18 protein-coding genes are annotated in these 19,525 nt (G+C 45.5%); 3 read left to right on the forward strand and 15 right to left on the reverse strand.

What is annotated here, in order from left to right; genetic code table 11:
• Positions 1 to 16: 16 nt before the first annotated feature.
• From rnhB to rpsB, 15 genes are all read right to left on the reverse strand, one after another.
• Positions 17 to 655 carry a ribonuclease HII gene (gene rnhB, locus BCT11_RS26845; RefSeq protein ID WP_102389864.1) on the reverse strand — a complete coding sequence of 213 codons (639 nt, stop codon included), beginning with the start codon at positions 653 to 655 and terminating at the stop codon, positions 17 to 19.
• A 9-nt stretch (positions 656 to 664) separates the two neighbouring features.
• A complete protein-coding gene (gene lpxB / locus BCT11_RS26850; protein ID WP_038864715.1) occupies positions 665 to 1,804 on the reverse strand; it encodes a lipid-A-disaccharide synthase in 1,140 nt (379 codons plus the stop codon).
• A gap of 138 nt (positions 1,805 to 1,942) precedes the next feature.
• Positions 1,943 to 2,731 (reverse strand): acyl-ACP--UDP-N-acetylglucosamine O-acyltransferase, encoded by a 789-nt coding sequence (gene lpxA, locus BCT11_RS26855; RefSeq protein WP_042600053.1) that lies wholly within the window; start codon positions 2,729 to 2,731, stop codon positions 1,943 to 1,945.
• Between the two features lies 1 nt (position 2,732).
• Entirely contained in the window at positions 2,733 to 3,185 is a 453-nt protein-coding gene (fabZ, locus tag BCT11_RS26860; RefSeq protein WP_009707417.1) for a 3-hydroxyacyl-ACP dehydratase FabZ, read from the reverse strand.
• 174 nt (positions 3,186 to 3,359) lie between these two features.
• A complete protein-coding gene (lpxD, locus tag BCT11_RS26865) occupies positions 3,360 to 4,391 on the reverse strand; it encodes a UDP-3-O-(3-hydroxymyristoyl)glucosamine N-acyltransferase (protein WP_038879155.1) in 1,032 nt (343 codons plus the stop codon).
• Positions 4,392 to 4,397: 6 nt separating this feature from the next.
• Positions 4,398 to 4,907: an OmpH family outer membrane protein gene (locus BCT11_RS26870; RefSeq protein ID WP_038864801.1), complete on the reverse strand. Its 510-nt coding sequence runs from the start codon at positions 4,905 to 4,907 to the stop codon at positions 4,398 to 4,400.
• Positions 4,908 to 4,920: 13 nt separating this feature from the next.
• Positions 4,921 to 7,335, reverse strand: coding sequence for an outer membrane protein assembly factor BamA (gene bamA / locus BCT11_RS26875; RefSeq protein ID WP_038864709.1), 2,415 nt, complete (start codon positions 7,333 to 7,335; stop codon positions 4,921 to 4,923).
• A 44-nt stretch (positions 7,336 to 7,379) separates the two neighbouring features.
• Entirely contained in the window at positions 7,380 to 8,738 is a 1,359-nt protein-coding gene (gene rseP / locus BCT11_RS26880) for a sigma E protease regulator RseP (RefSeq protein ID WP_039976966.1), read from the reverse strand.
• A complete protein-coding gene (ispC, locus tag BCT11_RS26885; RefSeq protein ID WP_102389866.1) occupies positions 8,738 to 9,943 on the reverse strand; it encodes a 1-deoxy-D-xylulose-5-phosphate reductoisomerase in 1,206 nt (401 codons plus the stop codon). Before ispC ends, rseP begins: the two co-directional genes overlap by 1 nt.
• Before the next feature lie 52 nt (positions 9,944 to 9,995).
• Positions 9,996 to 10,838 carry a phosphatidate cytidylyltransferase gene (locus BCT11_RS26890; RefSeq protein WP_102389867.1) on the reverse strand — a complete coding sequence of 281 codons (843 nt, stop codon included), beginning with the start codon at positions 10,836 to 10,838 and terminating at the stop codon, positions 9,996 to 9,998.
• A gap of 12 nt (positions 10,839 to 10,850) precedes the next feature.
• Positions 10,851 to 11,606 carry an isoprenyl transferase gene (locus BCT11_RS26895; RefSeq protein WP_038864695.1) on the reverse strand — a complete coding sequence of 252 codons (756 nt, stop codon included), beginning with the start codon at positions 11,604 to 11,606 and terminating at the stop codon, positions 10,851 to 10,853.
• A gap of 96 nt (positions 11,607 to 11,702) precedes the next feature.
• Positions 11,703 to 12,260, reverse strand: coding sequence for a ribosome recycling factor (gene frr / locus BCT11_RS26900; protein ID WP_038864693.1), 558 nt, complete (start codon positions 12,258 to 12,260; stop codon positions 11,703 to 11,705).
• A gap of 98 nt (positions 12,261 to 12,358) precedes the next feature.
• Positions 12,359 to 13,090 carry a UMP kinase gene (pyrH, locus tag BCT11_RS26905; protein WP_005436777.1) on the reverse strand — a complete coding sequence of 244 codons (732 nt, stop codon included), beginning with the start codon at positions 13,088 to 13,090 and terminating at the stop codon, positions 12,359 to 12,361.
• A 153-nt stretch (positions 13,091 to 13,243) separates the two neighbouring features.
• A complete protein-coding gene (gene tsf / locus BCT11_RS26910; RefSeq protein WP_102389869.1) occupies positions 13,244 to 14,089 on the reverse strand; it encodes a translation elongation factor Ts in 846 nt (281 codons plus the stop codon).
• A 131-nt stretch (positions 14,090 to 14,220) separates the two neighbouring features.
• A complete protein-coding gene (gene rpsB, locus BCT11_RS26915) occupies positions 14,221 to 14,949 on the reverse strand; it encodes a 30S ribosomal protein S2 (protein WP_041853288.1) in 729 nt (242 codons plus the stop codon).
• Positions 14,950 to 15,345: 396 nt separating this feature from the next.
• On the opposite strand from rpsB, the gene map reads away from it, so the two are divergent.
• The 3 genes from map (at position 15,346) to BCT11_RS26930 (ending at position 19,482) form a co-directional block, all read left to right on the forward strand.
• Positions 15,346 to 16,224, forward strand: coding sequence for a type I methionyl aminopeptidase (gene map / locus BCT11_RS26920; RefSeq protein ID WP_038864689.1), 879 nt, complete (start codon positions 15,346 to 15,348; stop codon positions 16,222 to 16,224).
• Positions 16,225 to 16,324: 100 nt separating this feature from the next.
• Positions 16,325 to 18,949 carry a bifunctional uridylyltransferase/uridylyl-removing protein GlnD gene (glnD, locus tag BCT11_RS26925; protein WP_102389871.1) on the forward strand — a complete coding sequence of 875 codons (2,625 nt, stop codon included), beginning with the start codon at positions 16,325 to 16,327 and terminating at the stop codon, positions 18,947 to 18,949.
• A gap of 149 nt (positions 18,950 to 19,098) precedes the next feature.
• Complete coding sequence (locus tag BCT11_RS26930) at positions 19,099 to 19,482, forward strand: DUF3461 family protein (protein WP_038864687.1); 384 nt, start codon at positions 19,099 to 19,101, stop codon at positions 19,480 to 19,482.
• The last annotated feature ends 43 nt before the right edge of the window (positions 19,483 to 19,525 follow it).

Genomic DNA, 19,525 nt, shown 5'->3' on the forward strand with positions numbered 1-19,525 from the left:
ACCAAGCAGCCGCTAATTATTCTTCAATACCAAGCGCTTTCTTCACTGGCTTGAAGCTCTTGCGATGTTCACTGATCACGCCGTGCTCTTCAATCGCTTCAAAGTGCGCTTTGGTTGGGTAACCTTTGTGCTTTGCAAAACCAAACTGTGGGTATTGCTTGTCCAATTCTTCCATTTCTTGGTCACGAACCACTTTTGCAATGATTGAAGCCGCGCTGATTTCCGCAACTCGCAAATCACCCTTCACCACCGCTTGGGAATCCATTGGCAACTGCGGACAGCGGTTGCCATCGATAAGTGCGAGGTCTGGCTGCACTTTCAAACCGGCAATTGCACGTTGCATGGCAACCATGGTGGCTTGCAATATGTTAAGCTCGTCAATTTTTTCAGGAGAACAGCGACCGACCGCCCAAGCTAAGGCTTTCTCTTTAATTTCGGGCAGAAGTGCGAGACGTTTTTTCTCGCTCAGCTTTTTCGAGTCGTTCAAACCCTCAATTGGGTTATTTGGATCTAAGATAACCGCAGCGGTAACAACGTCGCCGACAAGAGGCCCACGCCCTACTTCATCTACACCCGCAACCAATTGGTAACCTTGTGGGTATTCAAACGGTGGGAGCTCTACTTTCGCTTTGGTCGTTTTTGGTTTTACAGCCATGGTAAATCTCTATTTTTCAATCAGTTTTAGAACCGCATTTGCAGCCTGTTGGTCCGCGTCTTTGCGTATCCAGTGATGCATTTCCGTAAACTTATCCAACATCTGTTGGTTATCGCTCTCTAGTAAGCGAGACACTTCAGTGAATAAGTTTTCTGGAGTGCACTCTTCTTGCAGGTATTCTTTTACTAACTCGCTATCCGACAAAATGTTTGGTAACGACACGTATTTGGTTTTCAGCAGGCGCTTGGCTAGGAAGGCGGTAACCGCGTTAACACGGTACCCTACAACCATTGGTCGTTTTAACAACATACACTCAAGCGCGACCGTACCAGACGCCAACATCACGGCATCAGACGCCGTAATCACATTACGAGCGGTATCGTCTACCAGTTTGAAATCCAACTCTGGTGCGTACTCTTTCCACGCTTGCTCGAATTGCTCGCGACGTTTCTGATTTACTAACGCAACAACAAAGCCAAGATCTGGAAACTTCTGATGCAGTTTTTTACAGGTTTCAATAAACGGTTGAGAGAGCATTTTCAGCTCACTGCCACGACTCCCCGGAAGCACCGCTAACCATTGTTTATCATGTTTTAAACCTAGTAACTCACGTGCAGGAGCCTTGTCTGAATGCAGAGGAATGGCATCTGCCAATGTGTGACCAATGAATTCACAAGGCACATTGAATTTGTCGTAAAACGCTTTTTCGAAAGGTAAGAAAGCCAATACTAGGTTGGTTGCCGCTTCAATCTTGAAGATACGTTTTTGACGCCAAGCCCAAACAGAAGGGCTCACGTAGTGTACCGTTTTGATTCCTGCGTTTTTTAAATCTAACTCAACACGTAGGTTAAAGTCTGGTGCATCGATCCCTACAAAGACATCCGGCGGATTTGCAGTGAAATACTTAATCAGCTCTGCTTTCACTTTTAATAATCTTGGTAAGCGACCCAGAACTTCAACCAAGCCCATCACAGCCAACTCTTCCATTTCAAACAGTGACTCACAGCCTTGCGCGATCATTTTAGGGCCGCCAATACCGACAAATTCTGCATCTGGGTATTGTTCTTTAACTGCTTTGATGAAGCCTTCGCCAAGAGTATCGCCTGACAGTTCTCCGGCAATGATGCCAATACGTAGTGGTCTTTCCATCTTTCTTTCGCTTTTTCCTATGCGCTATGGATAGAGAGTAACATCCGAGGATCTTGCTATTTTACCCTATCCATAAAACACAAAAAGACCGCAGCCCAATTGGGCGCGATCTTTTCTCATTAACCGCACATTCGTAAATTAACGAATGATGCCACGTTCCGTTGTTTCCAGAATGTCTGAGAAACGTTTTACTGCTGGCCACTCTTTTGCCATTTCAGCAAGGATCGGCTTCACTTCTTCTAGCGTTTTACCTGAGCGGTAAAGCTCTTTGTACGCTTTTTGCAATGCACGAATTTCTGGTTTTTCAAAACCGTTACGCTTCAAACCAACCAAGTTCAAACCAAATGGTGTCGCATGGTTACCTTGTGCAAGTACGTAAGCTGGTACATCCTGAACAACCGCAGAACAGCCGCCAACGTAAGCGTAAGCACCTACCGTACAGAATGGGTGAATCGCAGAAAGTGCCATAACGCCGGCATGGTCATCAACCGTTACGTGACCGCCAAGAATCGCGTTGTTGCCAATGTGAGTATGGTTACCAACGATAACATCGTGAGCAATGTGCGCGTTAACACACAGCAAGTTATCATCACCAATCACAGTGGTTGCTTTATCTTGGACAGTGCCACGATGAACCTGAACCGCTTCACGAATCACGTTGCGGTCACCGATAACCACTGTTGTATCTTCGCCACCGTACTTCTTATCTTGGTTCTCTTCACCAATGACAGCATGTGGGAAAATGCGGTTGTCTTTACCAATTGTGGTGTGACCTTTGATCACTACGTGAGACATCACTTCCGTACCTTCACCGATCTCTACCGTTGAGGTGATGTAAGTGAATGGACCAACAGTCACGTTAGCGCCAATTTTCGCGCCTTCTTCTACCACCGCAGCTGGGTGGATTTTAGCGGTTTCATGAATCATATTAAAACTCTCGACGAGCACACTTCAGCTCTGCTGAACATACTACTTCGCCGTCAACCTTCGCTACACCTTTGAATGCAGCAATGCCGCGACGCTCTTTCAAAAATTCTACTTCAATAATCATTTGGTCGCCTGGTACTACTGGTTTACGGAATTTTGCACCGTCAACACTTGCGAAGTAGTACAGCTCATTTTCAGTTGGCGCACCAAATGATTTAAATGCAAGTAAGCCTGTCGCCTGCGCCATCGCTTCCAGAATAAGAACACCTGGGAAGACTGGCAATTGTGGAAAGTGACCTGTGAACTGAGGTTCGTTAACCGACACGTTTTTAATCGCGTGAAGGTACTTCTCTTCTTGGAAGTCAATCACTCGGTCGATCAATAAGAATGGGTAGCGATGAGGTAGTAGCTCTTGAATTTCAGAGATGTTCATCGTTTTCTTTTCAGTAGTCAAAGTCGTCTTCCTATATCAATACTCAACAACCAAGATGGCAAGGCAGCGGCAAAAGCCACTTAATCAGGAAATGCCTGCAAAGTGTATACCAGCTTGGTGATAAATCTACTTATAGCGCGTCATTATAGAAGAAAAAGACCCGCATTTCGCGAGTCTTTGTTCAGAATTATGGAACTAAGATTCTTCTTTCGGTTCCAGCTGCTTCTCAACAGCTTTCAGGCGTTTGTTCATATCGTCAATGCGATGAACTCGAGTTGCCGTCTTACGCCACTCTCGGTTCGTTTGCAGTGGAATACCTGACGAATACAAGCCTTTCTCTTCGATACTGCGCATAACCATGCCCATACCGGTGATAGCTACGCCATCTGCAATCGTAATATGTCCGTTAAGAACCGACGCGCCGCCGATCTGGCAGTATTTACCAATTTTGGTACTGCCAGCGACAATAGTACCACCTGGCATCACGGTACCATATCCGATCTGCACGTTATGAGCGATTTGAAGCTGGTTATCAAGAATCACGTTGTCTTCAATGATGGTGTCTTCAAGCGCACCACGGTCAATCGTGGTACATGCACCAATCTCAACACGATTACCGATGCGCACTGAACCAAGCTGAGGAATTTTGATCCACTCGCCTTTATCGTTCGCGTAACCGAAACCGTCTGAGCCGATGACTGTGCCAGATTGAACCAGACAGTCATCGCCAAGTGACACTTCATGATAGATAGTAACATTAGCCCAAAGCTTGGTGTTGTTGCCTAACTTTGCGTTTTTACCGATAAAACAGCCCGCACCAACAATAACGTTGTCGCCAAGCTCTACACCCGTTTCAATCACTGCATTTGCACCGACTGCTACGTTTGCACCCATCTTCACGTCTGCTGCAATCACGGCACTAGGTGCAATGTCTTCAGCAGGCTTCGGTGTGGTATCCATAGCTTGAACCACACGAGCAAAAGCTACATAAGGATCAGTGACAACAAGCGCATTGCCTGTACACTGCTCTTTGTGCTCTTCCTTCACCATCACGACTGTTGCGAGACATTCAGCAAGGTGCTTTGCGTATTTTGGGTTAGACAAAAAGGTAACGTCACCTTCTTGTGCTTTATCCATTGGAGCTACACGGCTTACGACGAGTGACTCGTCACCAAACAGCTCTCCCCCGGTAATTGTCGCCAACTCGGCTAATGTTAATGTCTTCATAACTTCTTATTTTAGAGCTTTAATTACGTCTTCAGAGATGTTGTATTCTGGCTTACCGTACTGAAGAGAAGAAATATCGATTACCATATCGTAACCTTTCTTCGTTGCTACTTTCTTCACAGCATCTTGAATCGTTTTGAATAGCTTCGCTTTTTCTTCAGCTTCACGACGTGCGCTTGCTTTCTCTAGAGCTTGAGCTTTTACTTTGTACTCGCTGTCTAGTTTAGCGATGTCGATACGTAGCTTTTCAACTTCGTCTTGGCCTAGAAGTTGGCCATCACGCTGTAGCTTTTCAATCTTAGTCTTCGCTTTTGCTTGGATAGACTTCAGCTCGTCTGCCTTGCTCTTGAAGTCTTTCTGCATTTTTTGTAGAACCACTTCGCGCTGAGGAAGAGATTGGAAAACCTGAGCCGTGTTTACGTAAGCAATTTTCTGAGCAGCTTCAGCCGCGTTTGCAAACATTGAAGAGCTAAGTACAAGAAGGCCAATCCCAGCCGCTTTGATCATTTTATTCAAAATATTTTCCTCTTTAGAAGGTTCTACCGATAGTGAACGTGAAGAACTCTTCATCGTCGCCATCATATTTCTTAATTGGTTTCGCTAGTGAGAAGACTAGTGGCCCCATAGGAGACATCCATTGCAACGCCGCACCGTAAGATGAACGGTAGTTGGTTGGATCTGAGTAATCGTAGTAGTAACGGTCGCCGTATTCAGCACCTGAGCTACGGTAATCAAATTCGGTATCCCAAATACTCGCCATATCGAAGAAGATACTGGTACGAATCTGGTTACGAACTTCATCCGAAGCAAATGGTGTTGGTACGATCAACTCGATACTCGCCAGCGCTACCGCGTTACCACCAACAGAATCATCTGTTGCGGTGTCCGCACCGTTATTTGAGCCTGAGTAATCACGGTAAACCGCTTTTGGACCTACAGAGTTAGAGCCGAAACCACGTAGTGTTGTAAAACCACCTGCGTAGTAGTTTTCGTAGAATGGGAACAAGTTATCGTTACCATCCGTTTGACCATAACCGTTACCATAACCTAGACGACCACGGAACAAGAGCGTGAATTCATGCTTCTTAGTCAGTGGCACGTATTGACGAACATCATACTGCATCTTGAAGTATTGAACGTCAGAGCCAGGTACGGTCATCTTATAGAATGCACGTTGGTGGTTACCCGCTGTTGGGAAGTAGCCACGGTTTAGGTTGTTACGTGTCCATGAGATGTTGAAGTCAAAATCGTTTGTATTCAATGCGCCGCTAGAGTCGATATTGTCTGCTTGCGCTTGTAGGAACTGTTCTACCTGTAAGTAAGGCGACAAGTTACCGATCTTGTTGTGGGTATAACCAACACCAAACTCAAAACGGTTCAATTCGTCGAATGGGAAACCCCATGTCAAACTTGCACCGTAACTTTGGTTGGTATAGTCAACGATACCCGCTTCAGATGCTTCAAACTCGTCATAGAAGATCTTACCACCCAAACTTACACCATCTAGGTTCCAGTAAGGGTCGCGGTAGTCCAAACTCACGTTTTTCTGGTAGTCGTTCATCATCGCGTTAATACCAACGCGGTTACCACTACCGATAAAGTTGTCTTGTTGTAGACCAACTTGGAAGCTGACGCCTGATTCAGTACCGTAGCCGACACCAAAGTTAACGCTGCCTGAGTTTGCCTCTTTAACTGAGTAAACTAGGTCTACTTGGTCATCGCTGCCAGGTACACGTACAGTTTGTACTTCTACGTTTTCGAAGTAACCCAGACGGTTTAGACGCGTTTTACCCGTTTCAATCGATTTCGAGTTTAACCAGCTGCCTTCCATCTGACGCATCTCACGACGCAGTACTTCGTCTTTCGTAGAGTTGTTACCCGTGAAACGAATATCGCGTACGTAGATGCGGTTGCCTGGTTCTACGTTCACAACAAGTGATACTTGTTTGTTTTCGTCGTCGAACTCAGGAATGGTGTTAACTTGCGGGTAAGCGTAACCAGATTCACCAAGCACACGTTTGATACCTTCTTCCATCGAAGTCACACGAGAACCGTTGTACGTCTCGTTGTCTTCAAATGGAACGAGCTTTTCGAACGTTGCTTCTTCACCGATCAAATCACCACGGAATTTCACGTCCTTCACGGTGTACACGTCGCCTTCTTCAAGACCAAGCGTAATGTATACGCCTTTTTTGTCAGGAGAAATCGCCACTTGTGTCGAATCAACGTTAAATTTCAGATAACCGCGGTCAAGGTAATAAGACTTCAGCGCTTCGATATCACCAGCAAGTACTTGCTTTTGGTATTTTTCGTCCGCTAGGAAGTTCCACCATGGCACGTCTACGTTTAGGTTGAAACGAGAAAGAAGGTCTTCATCAGAAAAGACTTCATTGCCGATAAAGTTGATTTGCTGAATTTTTGCCGATACACCTTCGGTGAAGACAAATTTCAGATCGGAACGGTTACGAGGCAATGGAGTAACAACCGCTTTTACGGTCGCGTTGTATTTACCAACGCTGTAGTAAAAGTCTTCCAAACCTTTTTCGATGTTGCTTAGCGTAGTACGGTCAAGCGCTTCACCTTCGCGAACACCAGAAGCGTTCAGGTTTTCTTGTAGCTGCTCATCCTTGATTGCTTTGTTGCCTGAGAATGAGATGCTAGCAATCGTTGGGCGCTCTTTCACTTGAACAACCAACACATCACCGTTGCGCAGTACTTTTACATCTTCAAAGTTACCCGATGCGTACAGTGCACGAATGATCTCAGCAACATCGCCTTGGTCAACAGTATCGCCGACACGTACAGGCATCTTCAGCAACGCAGCACCCAGTGCCACACGTTGCAATCCATCGATCTCAATATCTTGAACTACAAAGTTCTGTGCTCCGTTTGCAGATACACTGGTCGCCAGTAAACTTGCAAACAGAATTCGCTTAATCGCCATACTTGTTCTAATTATTCCTTGCTACTGCTTTTGTCTCTGAACTATCACAGACGAGTAAAATCATTAAATAGCGCTAACGCCATGAGCGAGAAGATAATCGCACCACCAATTCGATAACCCATTTCCTGTACCTTTTCAGGTACTGGGCGTCGGATAACGGCTTCGATTGCAAAAAATAGCAAATGACCACCATCCAACATTGGTAAAGGAACGAGGTTGATAATACCTAGGTTAACACTAATTAGTGCGAGAAAACCTAAAAAGTAAACCAGACCGTAGTCTGCCGTCGCCCCTGCTCCTTTGGCGATTGAAATTGGCCCACTCAGATTGTTCAGACCAACATCACCTACAATCAGTTTCTTAAGCATGCTGATTGTAAGTCCAATAACTTGACCAGTTTTGTCAATCGCTTTGCCAATAGACTCGAATACACCAAACTGTAATTCGAAGCGATAACTTTCTGGCCATTCTGCGACTTCAGGTGCGATACCCGCAAAACCAACCACTTGTTTGTTAGCTAGCTCACGGCGACCTGGAGTCAACGTCAATGATTGCTCATCACCCTGACGTAACACCGTCAGGTCAATTGGCGTTTCTGGGTTAGAACGAATGGCTTCAACCACTTCATTCCAGTTAGAAATCTTTTTGCCGTTAATCGCGACAATCTTGTCACCAGCCAGTAAACCCGCCTTTTCACCCGCAGCGCCTTCACTTACTTGCGCTAACTCCGTATATATCTCTGGAGTGAACGGCGTAAAGCCAAGTGAATGCATTGCTGATTGAGTTTCGGGATCAAATTTCCAATCACGGATATCAAGGGTTTTGGTCACTTCAGAGCCCACTTCATTCGATGAAGTTAAGGTCACTGTCATTGAATCATCGCCAATATGAGAGATTAAACCCATGTTGACTGATTCCCAATCCGGAGTTTTGATACCTGAGATAGATTTTAGTTCCATCCCTGTTTCAATTCCTGCCTGAGCAACGATTGAATTGGGCGTAACTTCACCAATTACAGGTTTAACCGCTGGCACACCAATCAGGAAAACTAACCAATACGCAACGATCGCGAACAGGAAGTTGAAAATAGGACCCGCCGCAACAATTGATGTGCGCTTCCACAACGGCTTTTGATCAAACGCCATGTGCTTTTCGTTTTCAGGTACTTCATCAACACGGCTATCCACCATTTTGACGTAGCCACCCAATGGGATCATTGAAATGCTGTACTCAGTGCCATCTTTGCCTACCTTGCTCCAGATAGACTTACCAAAACCGATTGAGAATTTCTCAACCTTGACACCACAACGGCGAGCAACCCAAAAGTGACCAAACTCGTGCACAGCCACCAAGATGCCCAATGCAACGATAAAAGAAACCAAATTCCACAAAATACCAGTCATTAGCTACGCTCGCGTAAAAATTCTAAGGCGATAGTTCGTGCCATTCTATCTAGCTCTATCAAGCTTTCCAAGCTATTCACATTCTCACTTTTATGGCTTGCAGTTATTTTGTTCAAAACTGACTCATTGATGCGAGCGATATCTGTGAAACCAAGTCGATTATTTAGGAAAGCATCAACGGCAATTTCGTTCGCTGCATTCAGAGCCGTTGTGGCATGTTGGCCTTCGTAGCACGCATCGATAGCCAGCTTCAAACACGGATAGCGTGCAAAATCTGGCTGAAGGAATGTCAATTCACCTACTTGAGTAAAATCTAACGGTTTCACTCCCGCATCCACACGGGATGGATATGACATGGTTAATGCAATCGGGGTTGCCATATCTGGCTCTCCCATTTGCGCCAGTACAGAACCATCGCGGTATTGAACCATGGAATGAATGACAGACTGAGGGTGAATGATCACTTTCAGTTGTTCACGAGCGGCGTTAAATAGCCATTTTGCTTCAATGTACTCAAGGCCTTTGTTCATCATGGTTGCAGAATCAACCGAGATTTTTGGCCCCATTGACCAGTTAGGATGAGCAATCGCTTGTGCTGGCGTCACTTGATCTAACTCTGCAATGTCGGTATAGCGGAATGGACCACCAGAACCAGTCAGCAGGATCGAGGAAATGCCATGCTCTTCTAAGTTGCAACGGCCTAGATTAGTTTGAACTTGTTGTGGTAGGCACTGGAAAATCGCATTGTGCTCACTGTCTACAGGAAGTAACTCTGCGCCATGTTCTTCAACTGCGTCAATGAACAGTTGACCAGACATCACAAGTGCTTCTTTGTTTGCCAGTAGCACACGCTTGCCCGCTTTTACCGCTGCCATTGTTGGCAACAGACCTGCAGCACCCACTATTGCCGCCATTACGCTATCTACTTCTTCCAGTGCAGAAACATGACAAAGTGCATCAACACCACCTAATACTTCAGTCTTTGGCGAGATTGAAGCTAGCTCAGCGCTTAATGCCACTGCCGCAGCCTTATCCGCCATAACAGCGTATTTTGGTTGCCATTTGCGGCAAAGTGCGACCATCTTTTCAACGTTAGTGCTGGCCGCTAATGCGACGATAGAAAACAGCTCAGGATTTTGTTCAACCACTTTTAGTGTGCTTGCACCGATTGAGCCTGTTGCACCAAGAATCGTTAACTTTTGCATGATGTAAGACCGTTAGAAAAACTCAGGAGCGACGATGCCGCTCCCGATTAAATTAGAATACGTAGTAAAGAAGAGCAAATACTGGGAATGCAGCGGTAAGGCTATCGACACGATCTAGGATACCGCCGTGACCTGGAATGATGTTGCTGCTGTCTTTGATGCCTGACACACGTTTGAACATGCTTTCAACCAAATCACCAAGCACAGAAATCACGACAGTAACCAATGTGATGACCACCATGTGAATTGGACTAGTAAATTGGATATCAAACCAACCGGCGAACAACCAGCCAACAATCAATGCTGCGATAATGCCGCCAATCAAGCCTTCTATCGTCTTGTTTGGGCTCACATGAGGCGCCATTTTGCGCTTACCCATGCTTTTACCAGCAAAGTAAGCACCACTATCAGCAGCCCATACCAAGAAGCAAACATACAGCACAAGTTTTGCGCCGTGGTATGGATCTACTGCAAAATCAGAAGCCCTAAGAATGATCACACTCCATAAGAAAGGGATCAACGTAAGGAAACCAAATACATGGCGCAACACTTTACTACTTTGCCAAAAATTAGTGGTTTTAGGATAAGTAATTGCCATTCCACTTGCGATAATCCACCAAGCAAAACCGAGTGCTAAAACGGTGTAATGCAGAGCTGCCAGTTGGTTAAGGCTTGCTGCATCAGGCGAAATGAATAGAAAACTAAGTCCGGTAACAACGGCAGCCGGAACAAGGGCAGCAATGCGAGATTTGCTTTCTGTAAACTGAGTCCACTCCCAAAAACCTAATAGGGTTATCGCGGTCAATGCGATGATAAAGCCCATTAGTGGTAACTTAAAAATACCTAAAATAACCAGGGGAGCTAAAATTAGTGCTGTTATTATTCTCTGTTTCAAACTAACTAGTCCTTATTGAGCAGCCATCAATGCCTTCACTTGTTCACCAGTACAACCAAAACGACGCTCTCGGTTGATAAACCAAGTCACAGCCTCTACTAAGCTGTCTTCATCGAATTCAGGCCAGTACTCAGGAGTAAAGTACATTTCAGCATAAGCCATTTGCCACAGCATGAAGTTACTGATGCGACACTCACCACTAGTACGAATCAATAGATCGACTTCTGGTAGATCAGCCATAGTCAGATGCTGGGTAATCAACTGCTCATTGATATCCTCTACACGGATCTCACCGTTACGCGCTTTTAACGCTAACGATTTGGCCGCCTCTGTGATGTCCCACTTGCCACCATAGTTGGCTGCAATGTTAATCACCATCCCCGTGTTGCCGGCAGTTAGAGCTTCCGCTTCAAGAATTTTACCTTGTAAGCGTTCACTAAAACGGCTGGTATCGCCAATGACACGTAGGCGTAAGTTGTTTTTGTGCAGCTTTTTCACTTCACTCGATAAGACAGAAATGAATAGCTCCATTAAAAGGCCGACTTCTTCTTCTGGACGACGCCAGTTTTCGCTGCTGAAAGCGAACAAAGTCATGGCTTTGATACCAAGCTTGGAAGCAGCTGCAACGGTCTTACGAACGGCGTTTACGCCCTTTTTATGACCGAATACACGAGGCTTTCCTTTGGACTTAGCCCAACGACCATTACCGTCCATAATGATGGCAATATGTTTAGGAAGGGAATCAGAGAAGGCTTGAGAATTTTGCATAGGGAGTTAATTGAGTTCCATCAGTTGGATAGACTAACACAAAAAAACGCTGAGCTGTGAGCACAGCGTTTTCCAACAGTGATGTGGATGGGAGTATTAAACTTCCATCAACTCTTTTTCTTTTGCAGCAAGAACGTCGTCGATCTTCTTAACTGCTACGTCAGTCAATTTTTGAATTTCGTCTTGTGCTTTACGATCTTCGTCTTCAGAGATTTCTTTATCTTTTAGAAGACCTTTTAGGTCGCTGTTTGCGTCACGACGGATGTTACGAACAGCAACACGTGCGCCTTCAGCTTCACCACGAACGATCTTAACTAGGTCTTTACGACGCTCTTCTGTTAGCGGTGGAAGTGGAACGCGGATGATTGTGCCAGCAGACATTGGGTTTAGGCCAAGGTCAGACATCATGATCGCTTTTTCAACTTTTTGAGTTAGTTCTTTGTCGAAAACTGTGATTGCTAGAGTACGAGCGTCTTCAGCAACAACGTTAGCGATTTGGTTAAGAGGAGTAGCTGCGCCGTAGTATTCTACAGAGATGCCAGATAGTAGGCTTGGGTGCGCGCGGCCAGTACGAACTTTAGAAAGGTTGTTCTTTAGCGCTTCAACGCTTTTGTCCATGCGCTCTTGCGCGTCTTTATTGATTTCGTTAATCACGGTTTCACCTTAAAAATGTCATCTTTCATGAAGAAAGCTTAAAGGGCTTAAGCAAAGCAAAACGCCATCCAATGTCTCTTGTTGAATAGCGCTGAGATTTACGCGTCAGCGCAGATCAACGTGCCTTCAGCTTCGCCCATTACCACGCGACGTAGTGCGCCTGGCTTATTCATGTTAAATACGCGGATTGGCATTTTGTGGTCACGAGCAAGTGTGAACGCAGCCAAGTCCATCACTTTCAATTCTTTATCCAGAATTTCAGTGTAAGATAGCTTATCATACAGCTCTGCGTCTGGGTTTGCTACTGGGTCAGCAGTAAATACACCATCAACTTTTGTCGCTTTTAGAACTACGTCAGCTTCGATTTCGATACCACGTAGACAAGCTGCTGAATCTGTTGTGAAGAATGGGTTACCTGTACCTGCCGAGAAGATTACTACACGGCCTTGGCGAAGTTCGCGGATAGCGTCTGCCCAATTGTAATCGTCACACACACCTTTTAGAGGAATTGCAGACATTACGCGAGCATTTACGTATGCGCGGTGAAGTGCGTCACGCATTGCTAGACCGTTCATTACTGTTGCTAGCATACCCATGTGGTCACCCACAACGCGGTTCATGCCCGCTTCAGCCAGACCAGCACCACGGAATAGGTTACCACCACCGATTACCACACCAACTTGAACACCCAGTTCAACCAGCTCCTTAACTTCTTGAGCCATACGGTCAAGAACCGCAGGGTCAATACCGAAACCTTCTTCGCCTTGAAGAGCTTCACCACTCAGTTTTAATAGAATACGTTGATACGCTGGTTTAGGGTTCGTAGTCATGGAGTTTACCTTCCAAAAGAGAGTTGTTGATTAACAGTCACGAATAGACACAAGAAAACTTATAGCTATTCATCACGGCTAAGATTTGCCGCTCTTTTCGTAAAAAGACCGCAGCCTAGGCTACGGTCTAATATTTGCTCTATACGCTAAGGATTAACCTTTTTGTACCGCAGCAACTTCTTCAGCAAAGCTCATTTCTGCAGCTTTTTCGATGCCTTCACCTACTTCTAGACGAACGAAAGTAGATACAGATGCACCTTTTTCTTTCAGCATTTCACCTACAGTTTTCTTAGGTTCCATGATGAAAGCTTGACCAGTAAGAGAGATTTCGCCAGTGAATTTCTTCATGCGGCCGATAACCATCTTCTCAGCGATCTCTTGAGGCTTGCCTTCGTTCATAGCGATTTCAACTTGAACTTCTTTCTCTTTAGCAACTACGTCAGCTGGTACGTCTTCTGGGTTAACGAACTCAGGCTTAGAAGCAGCAACGTGCATAGCAACGTGCTTAAGAGTTTCAGCGTCGCCTTCACCAGCAACAACTACACCGATTTTCTCACCGTGACGGTAAGAAGCGATTGCAGTACCTTGTACGTAAGCAACGCGACGGATGTTGATGTTTTCGCCGATTTTAGCAACTAGAGCTACGCGCTCTTCTTCAAATTTAGCAACTAGCTCTTCAGCAGTAGCTTTAGTCGCTAGAGCGTCAAGTGCTACTTTTTCTGCGAATGCAGTGAAGTTACCGTCTTTAGCAACGAAGTCAGTTTGGCAGTTAACTTCAAGAAGAACAGCTACGCCGTTTTCTTCTTTGATGATGATTGCGCCTTCAGCTGCAACGTTACCAGCTTTTTTAGCTGCTTTCGCTGCGCCAGATTTACGCATGTTTTCAATTGCTAGTTCGATGTCAGCGTTTGCTTCTACAAGCGCTTTCTTACATTCCATCATGCCAGCGCCAGTGCGCTCGCGAAGTTCTTTAACTAGAGCAGCAGTTACAGTTGCCATTCTCTATTCCTCGTTTGATTCGAAATAAGGTAAAAAACAGGGGCCTACATTGTCGGCCCCCATTGCTAACTATAACTCAGTCTATGCTACAACAAGGTTTCACATAGACTAAGTGTGACGCAGAGCCGCTATTATTCAGCTTCTACGAAACCGTCTTTTTCAGCAACTACTGCAACGTCTTTGTTGCGGCCTTCAGTTACTGCAGATGCAGCAGCGTTTAGGTATAGTTGAACTGCGCGGATCGCGTCGTCGTTACCTGGGATGATGTAGTCAACGCCGTCTGGGTTAGAGTTAGTATCTACCACAGCGTATACTGGAATACCTAGGTTGTTAGCTTCTTTAATTGCAATGTGCTCGTGATCAGCGTCGATTACGAATAGAGCGTCTGGTAGACCGCCCATATCTTTGATACCACCAAGAGATTTCTCTAGCTTCTCCATTTCACGAGTACGCATTAGAGCTTCTTTCTTAGTTAGTTTTTCGAAAGTACCGTCTTGTGCTTGTGCTTCGAAATCTTTTAGACGCTTGATAGACTGACGAACTGTTTTGTAGTTCGTTAGCATGCCGCCCAACCAACGGTTGTTAACGTAGTATTGGTTGCTTGCGATTGCAGCTTCTTTAACAGCTTCAGATGCAGCGCGCTTAGTACCTACGAATAGAACTTTACCTTTCTTCTCGCCAACTTTAGCTAGTTCAGCTAGAGCTTCGTTGAACATTGGTACAGTTTTTTCTAGGTTGATGATGTGAACGCGGTTACGAGCACCAAAGATGAATGGCTTCATTTTTGGGTTCCAGTAACGAGTTTGGTGACCGAAGTGAACACCAGCTTTCAGCATATCGCGCATTGATACAGTTGCCATTTTAAAATCCTCTATGGGGTTAGGCCTCCACATCCCCCATAATTCCGACCAAGCTTCTGCTCAGCACCCCGGAACATGTGACGGAATGTGTGTGATTTAAAGATAAAAGTTAATTGGAAGAAGCTTGCTTCGCTACTCTTCTAATGAAAAGTAAAGAGAACAGTCCTCGATTCCGGCGCGCTTTATACCATATTTTAGCCCAAGATGGCTAGTAAAAATTGTTTCTTACACTTCGTTACCCCCATTGCATGACCACCCTACTCTTCACCAAATTCCATCACTACACTTTAAGTAAGAATGACTCATATTCTTAACTGGCTTGGGTTAAGCAAGGGTTGTCTGATAGAATGCGCGCATTCGCACGTTTACGTGCTTACGAATAAGTAGAGAAAGCCAATGTCAATCAAGATTAAAACTGCTGAAGAAATCGAACGCATGCGTATTGCGGGCAAGCTAGCCGCAGACACTCTAGAAATGATCGAACCGCACATCAAGGCGGGTGTGACGACAGAAGAATTAAACAAAATCTGTCACGATTACGCTCTAGAGCGAGGCGCTTACTCTGCACCGCTTGATTACCATGGATTCCCTAAATCAATCTGTACGTCAATCAACCACATCGTTTGTCACGGCATCCCTGCGACAGAAGATGAAAAAGGTGCAAATGGCCAAATGAAGCCAGCGGTACTTAAAGATGGTGACATCATTAACGTTGATATCACGGTTATCGTGCCTAACGATGAAAACGCAGATCTAAGCGTTCGTCCACAAGGCTACCACGGCGACACTTCTAAGATGTTCCTAGTTGGTGATGTATCTCCAGCAAACAAACGTTTGTGTATGGTTGCTCAAGAGTCTCTGTACATTGGTATGCGTCAAGTTAAGCCTGGAGCAACAGTTGGTGATATCGGTACAGCAATCGAGAAGTACATCAAAGAGAACAACAAGAACAACCCACGCAACAAGTTCTCTATCGTGAAAGACTTCTGCGGTCACGGCATCGGTGATGAGTTCCACGAAGAGCCACAAGTGGTTCACTACAAGAACAAAGACCGTCGCGTACTAAAAGAAGGCATGTGTTTTACTATCGAGCCAATGATCAACGCAGGTAAGTTTGGCTGTACAGTCGACGCACAGGATGATTGGACGGTATACACTGGCGATGGTAAAAACTCGGCACAGTGGGAACACACCATTGTGGTGACGAAAGACGGTTGTGAAGTGCTGACGCTTCGTAGCGACGACACGATTCCTCGTTTAATGAAAAACGCGTAATCGGATATCACTTTCCTTATCCCCGCCCATGCGGGGATATTTTTTATCTGCTTCAAATTTGTTAGATTGCTTACAGTAGCAAGTTGCACGGATAGCAAATATGACTCTTCAGTCCCCTCTTTCGTTTACCGATGAACAGATCAACATCGCTGAACTTAAGCAAGAACTCGAAAAATTCAGTTCATTCCAAAAACAAGAATTTCTTAACCACCATCCGGTCACCAATTTGGTGTTGTCACGCGCTGAGTACATGGACTTACTCCTCAACCGTTTGTGGCAACACTTTGGCTTCAAAGACATCCATAATATATCGCTGGTTGCAGTAGGTGGTTATGGCCGTGGTGAGTTACACCCCCTTTCTGATATCGACATTTTGATTTTGTCGAACAACAAATTACCGAACGCCCTTGAAGCTAAAATCAGTGAATTCATTACCCTACTTTGGGATTTGCGCCTCGAAGTCGGTCATGCCGTTCGAACTGTTGCTGAATGTGCGGAAATTGGCCGAGCGGATTTAACTGTTGCAACCAACCTACAGGAAGCTCGTTTGTTGTGTGGTAGTGAAGACACTTTCCAAGCGTTGAAGAAAGTGGTGCTATCCGACTCTTTCTGGCCAAGTGAAACCTTTTACCGCGCCAAGATTCAAGAGCAACGTGAGCGCCATGCTCGTTACCATGACACCACCTACAACCTTGAACCTGACATCAAGTCAACCCCAGGCGGTCTACGGGATATTCACACTTTAAGTTGGGTAGCACGTCGTCACTTTGGTGCGACTTCATTGCTGGAAATGAGCCGCTATGGCTTTCTTACCGACGCAGAATACCGTGAGTTGGTTGAGTGTCAGGATTTCTTATGGCGAGTCCGTTTTGCTCTGCATATTGAACTACGCCGTTATGACAACCGTTTAACGTTCGGACATCAAGCACAAGTGGCTGAACATTTGGGCTATGTCGGCGAAGGTAACCGCGGCGTCGAAATGATGATGAAAGAGTTCTACCGTACGCTTAGACGTGTAGCAGAGCTTAATAAAATGCTTCTCAAGCTGTTTGATCAAGCGATCATCAACGGTGGCGCCTCTGCAGATGCCGAAATCATTGATGAGGATTTCCAACGCCGTGGTTCACTGATCGAGGCTCGCAAACCCGCGCTGTTCCAAGCTCGTCCTGAAACCATTTTGGATATGTTCCTGCACATCGCCAATGATTCGAGCATCGAAGGCGTGAGCCCTCCTACGTTGCGTCAGTTGCGTACTGCGCGTCGTCGCTTAAACAAATTCTTGCACACTATTCCTGAAGCGCGTGAAAAGTTTATGGCGCTGTGTCGTCATCCAAATGCGCTGCATAAGGCGTTCAGTCTGATGCACAAACTTGGTGTACTGGCGGCGTATCTTCCGCAATGGAGCCAAATTGTCGGTCAGATGCAATTTGATTTGTTCCATGTTTATACCGTGGATGAACACAGCATTCGCCTACTCAAACACATCAATACTTTTAGCTACGCAGAAAACCACAGCAAGCACCCGATTTGTTGTGAAGTTTACCCTCGTATTCAAAAGAAAGAATTGCTGATTCTGGCCGCGATTTTCCATGATATCGGTAAAGGGCGTGGTGGCGATCACTCCATTATTGGTGAAGGTGAAGCGTATGATTTTTGTATTGAGCACGGCCTATCTAAACCTGAAGCGAAATTGGTAAGTTGGCTAGTGAGACATCACCTATTGATGTCCGTGACCGCTCAGCGACGCGATATATACGATCCAGACGTCATCACTGAGTTTGCGAAACAAGTACGTGATGAAGAGTATCTTGAGTACCTCGTATGCCTGACTGTTGCCGATATCTGTGCGACTAACCCAGAGCTTTGGAATAGCTGGAAGCGTACCCTGCTCGCTGAATTGTTCTACTCAACTCAGCGCGCGTTGCGTCGCGGCTTGGAGAACCCTGTGGATGTTCGTGAACGTATACGCCACAACCAGCAAATGGCGTCAGCGCTACTGCGTAAAGAGGGTTTCTCGGCACGCGAGATCGAGGTGCTTTGGCAGCGCTTTAAAGCTGACTACTTTTTGCGTCATACCCATAAACAAATTGCTTGGCATTGTGAGAACTTGCTGCGTATGGAAGACGCAAGTAAACCACTGGTTCTGATCAGCAAAAAAGCCACGCGTGGTGGTACCGAAGTGTTCGTCTACTGCCCAGACCAACCAGCCCTATTCGCGACGGTGGTTGCAGAGCTCGATCGTCGTAATTTTAACGTTCATGACGCGCAGATCATGACCAGTAAAGATGGCTATGTACTCGATACCTTTATGGTGCTAGATCAACACGGTAAAGCAATTGAAGAAGGTCGTCATGGCGCTGTCACCAAGCACATTACTCACGTATTGGAAGATGGTCGTCCGACAAAAATCAAAACACGTCGTACACCAAATAAACTTCAGCACTTTAACGTCAAAACCAAGGTCGACTTCCTACCAACTAAGAGCAAGAAACGCACTTTAATGGAGTTAGTGGCACTTGATACGCCTGGGCTTCTCGCCAAAGTGGGGCGTACGTTTGCAGACTTAGGCATTAACTTACACGCCGCTAAGATCACCACAATTGGAGAACGTGCAGAAGATTTGTTTATCCTCACAAGTGATGCTGGTGGTCGTCTGAGTGATGAACAACAAGACGAATTGCGCGAGAAGCTGATTGAAAAGTTGTCCGATTCTGTTTCTGTGTAAAAACGATTAAGCAATAAAACCGTGGGTAAGAACCAGAGCGATCTTGCCCACAAGTTGAGCAATTTGACTAAATATCAGCTATCTAGCTCATAAATGGGCTGCTACAGTTATACGGAAAACTTATTCTAGTTATGAGACAGAGGTAGCCTATGTATCCCCACCTCACTGGTTTGGGTATCCACGAACCAAAACAAATTGAACGTTACTCCCTACGCCAAGAAGCACACAAAGACGTCCTCAAAATTTACTTCCACAAACAAAAAGGCGAATTCTTTGCCAAAAGCGTTAAATTCAAATATCCACGCCAAGTAAAGAACGTCTTGGTCGACAGCGGCAGCCATAAGTACAAAGAAATTACTGAAATCAATCGTAACTTAACTCTAGTCATCGACGAATTAAACAAGATAACTAAACCGGTAAAAACCGCAGAAGTGGACGTGAAGCAGAAGATTCTGTCCGATCTTCGTCATCTGGAAAAAGTGGTTTCGAGCAAAATCGCCGAGATCGAAGCGGATCTAGAAAAGCTGAAATAAAACGTTAAGAACTAAACAATTTAAAAGGTTCATCGCGGATAAG

Source organism: Vibrio sp. 10N.222.52.B12 (assembly GCF_002875385.1).
Taxonomy (GTDB): Bacteria; Pseudomonadota; Gammaproteobacteria; order Enterobacterales; family Vibrionaceae; genus Vibrio; species Vibrio jasicida.

Coding starts and splice junctions, on each gene's coding strand:
- rnhB (WP_102389864.1), bottom strand. CDS start 655: ATGGCTGTAAAACCAAAAACGACCAAAGCGAAAGTAGAGCTCCCACCG.
- lpxB (WP_038864715.1), bottom strand. CDS start 1,804: ATGGAAAGACCACTACGTATTGGCATCATTGCCGGAGAACTGTCAGGC.
- lpxA (WP_042600053.1), bottom strand. CDS start 2,731: ATGATTCATGAAACCGCTAAAATCCACCCAGCTGCGGTGGTAGAAGAA.
- tsf (WP_102389869.1), bottom strand. CDS start 14,089: ATGGCAACTGTAACTGCTGCTCTAGTTAAAGAACTTCGCGAGCGCACT.
- pyrH (WP_005436777.1), bottom strand. CDS start 13,090: ATGACTACGAACCCTAAACCAGCGTATCAACGTATTCTATTAAAACTG.
- map (WP_038864689.1), top strand. CDS start 15,346: ATGTCAATCAAGATTAAAACTGCTGAAGAAATCGAACGCATGCGTATT.
- rpsB (WP_041853288.1), bottom strand. CDS start 14,949: ATGGCAACTGTATCAATGCGCGATATGCTGAAAGCTGGTGTTCACTTC.
- ispC (WP_102389866.1), bottom strand. CDS start 9,943: ATGCAAAAGTTAACGATTCTTGGTGCAACAGGCTCAATCGGTGCAAGC.
- rseP (WP_039976966.1), bottom strand. CDS start 8,738: ATGACTGGTATTTTGTGGAATTTGGTTTCTTTTATCGTTGCATTGGGC.
- glnD (WP_102389871.1), top strand. CDS start 16,325: ATGACTCTTCAGTCCCCTCTTTCGTTTACCGATGAACAGATCAACATC.
- BCT11_RS26930 (WP_038864687.1), top strand. CDS start 19,099: ATGTATCCCCACCTCACTGGTTTGGGTATCCACGAACCAAAACAAATT.
- bamA (WP_038864709.1), bottom strand. CDS start 7,335: ATGGCGATTAAGCGAATTCTGTTTGCAAGTTTACTGGCGACCAGTGTA.
- lpxD (WP_038879155.1), bottom strand. CDS start 4,391: ATGAAGACATTAACATTAGCCGAGTTGGCGACAATTACCGGGGGAGAG.
- BCT11_RS26895 (WP_038864695.1), bottom strand. CDS start 11,606: ATGCAAAATTCTCAAGCCTTCTCTGATTCCCTTCCTAAACATATTGCC.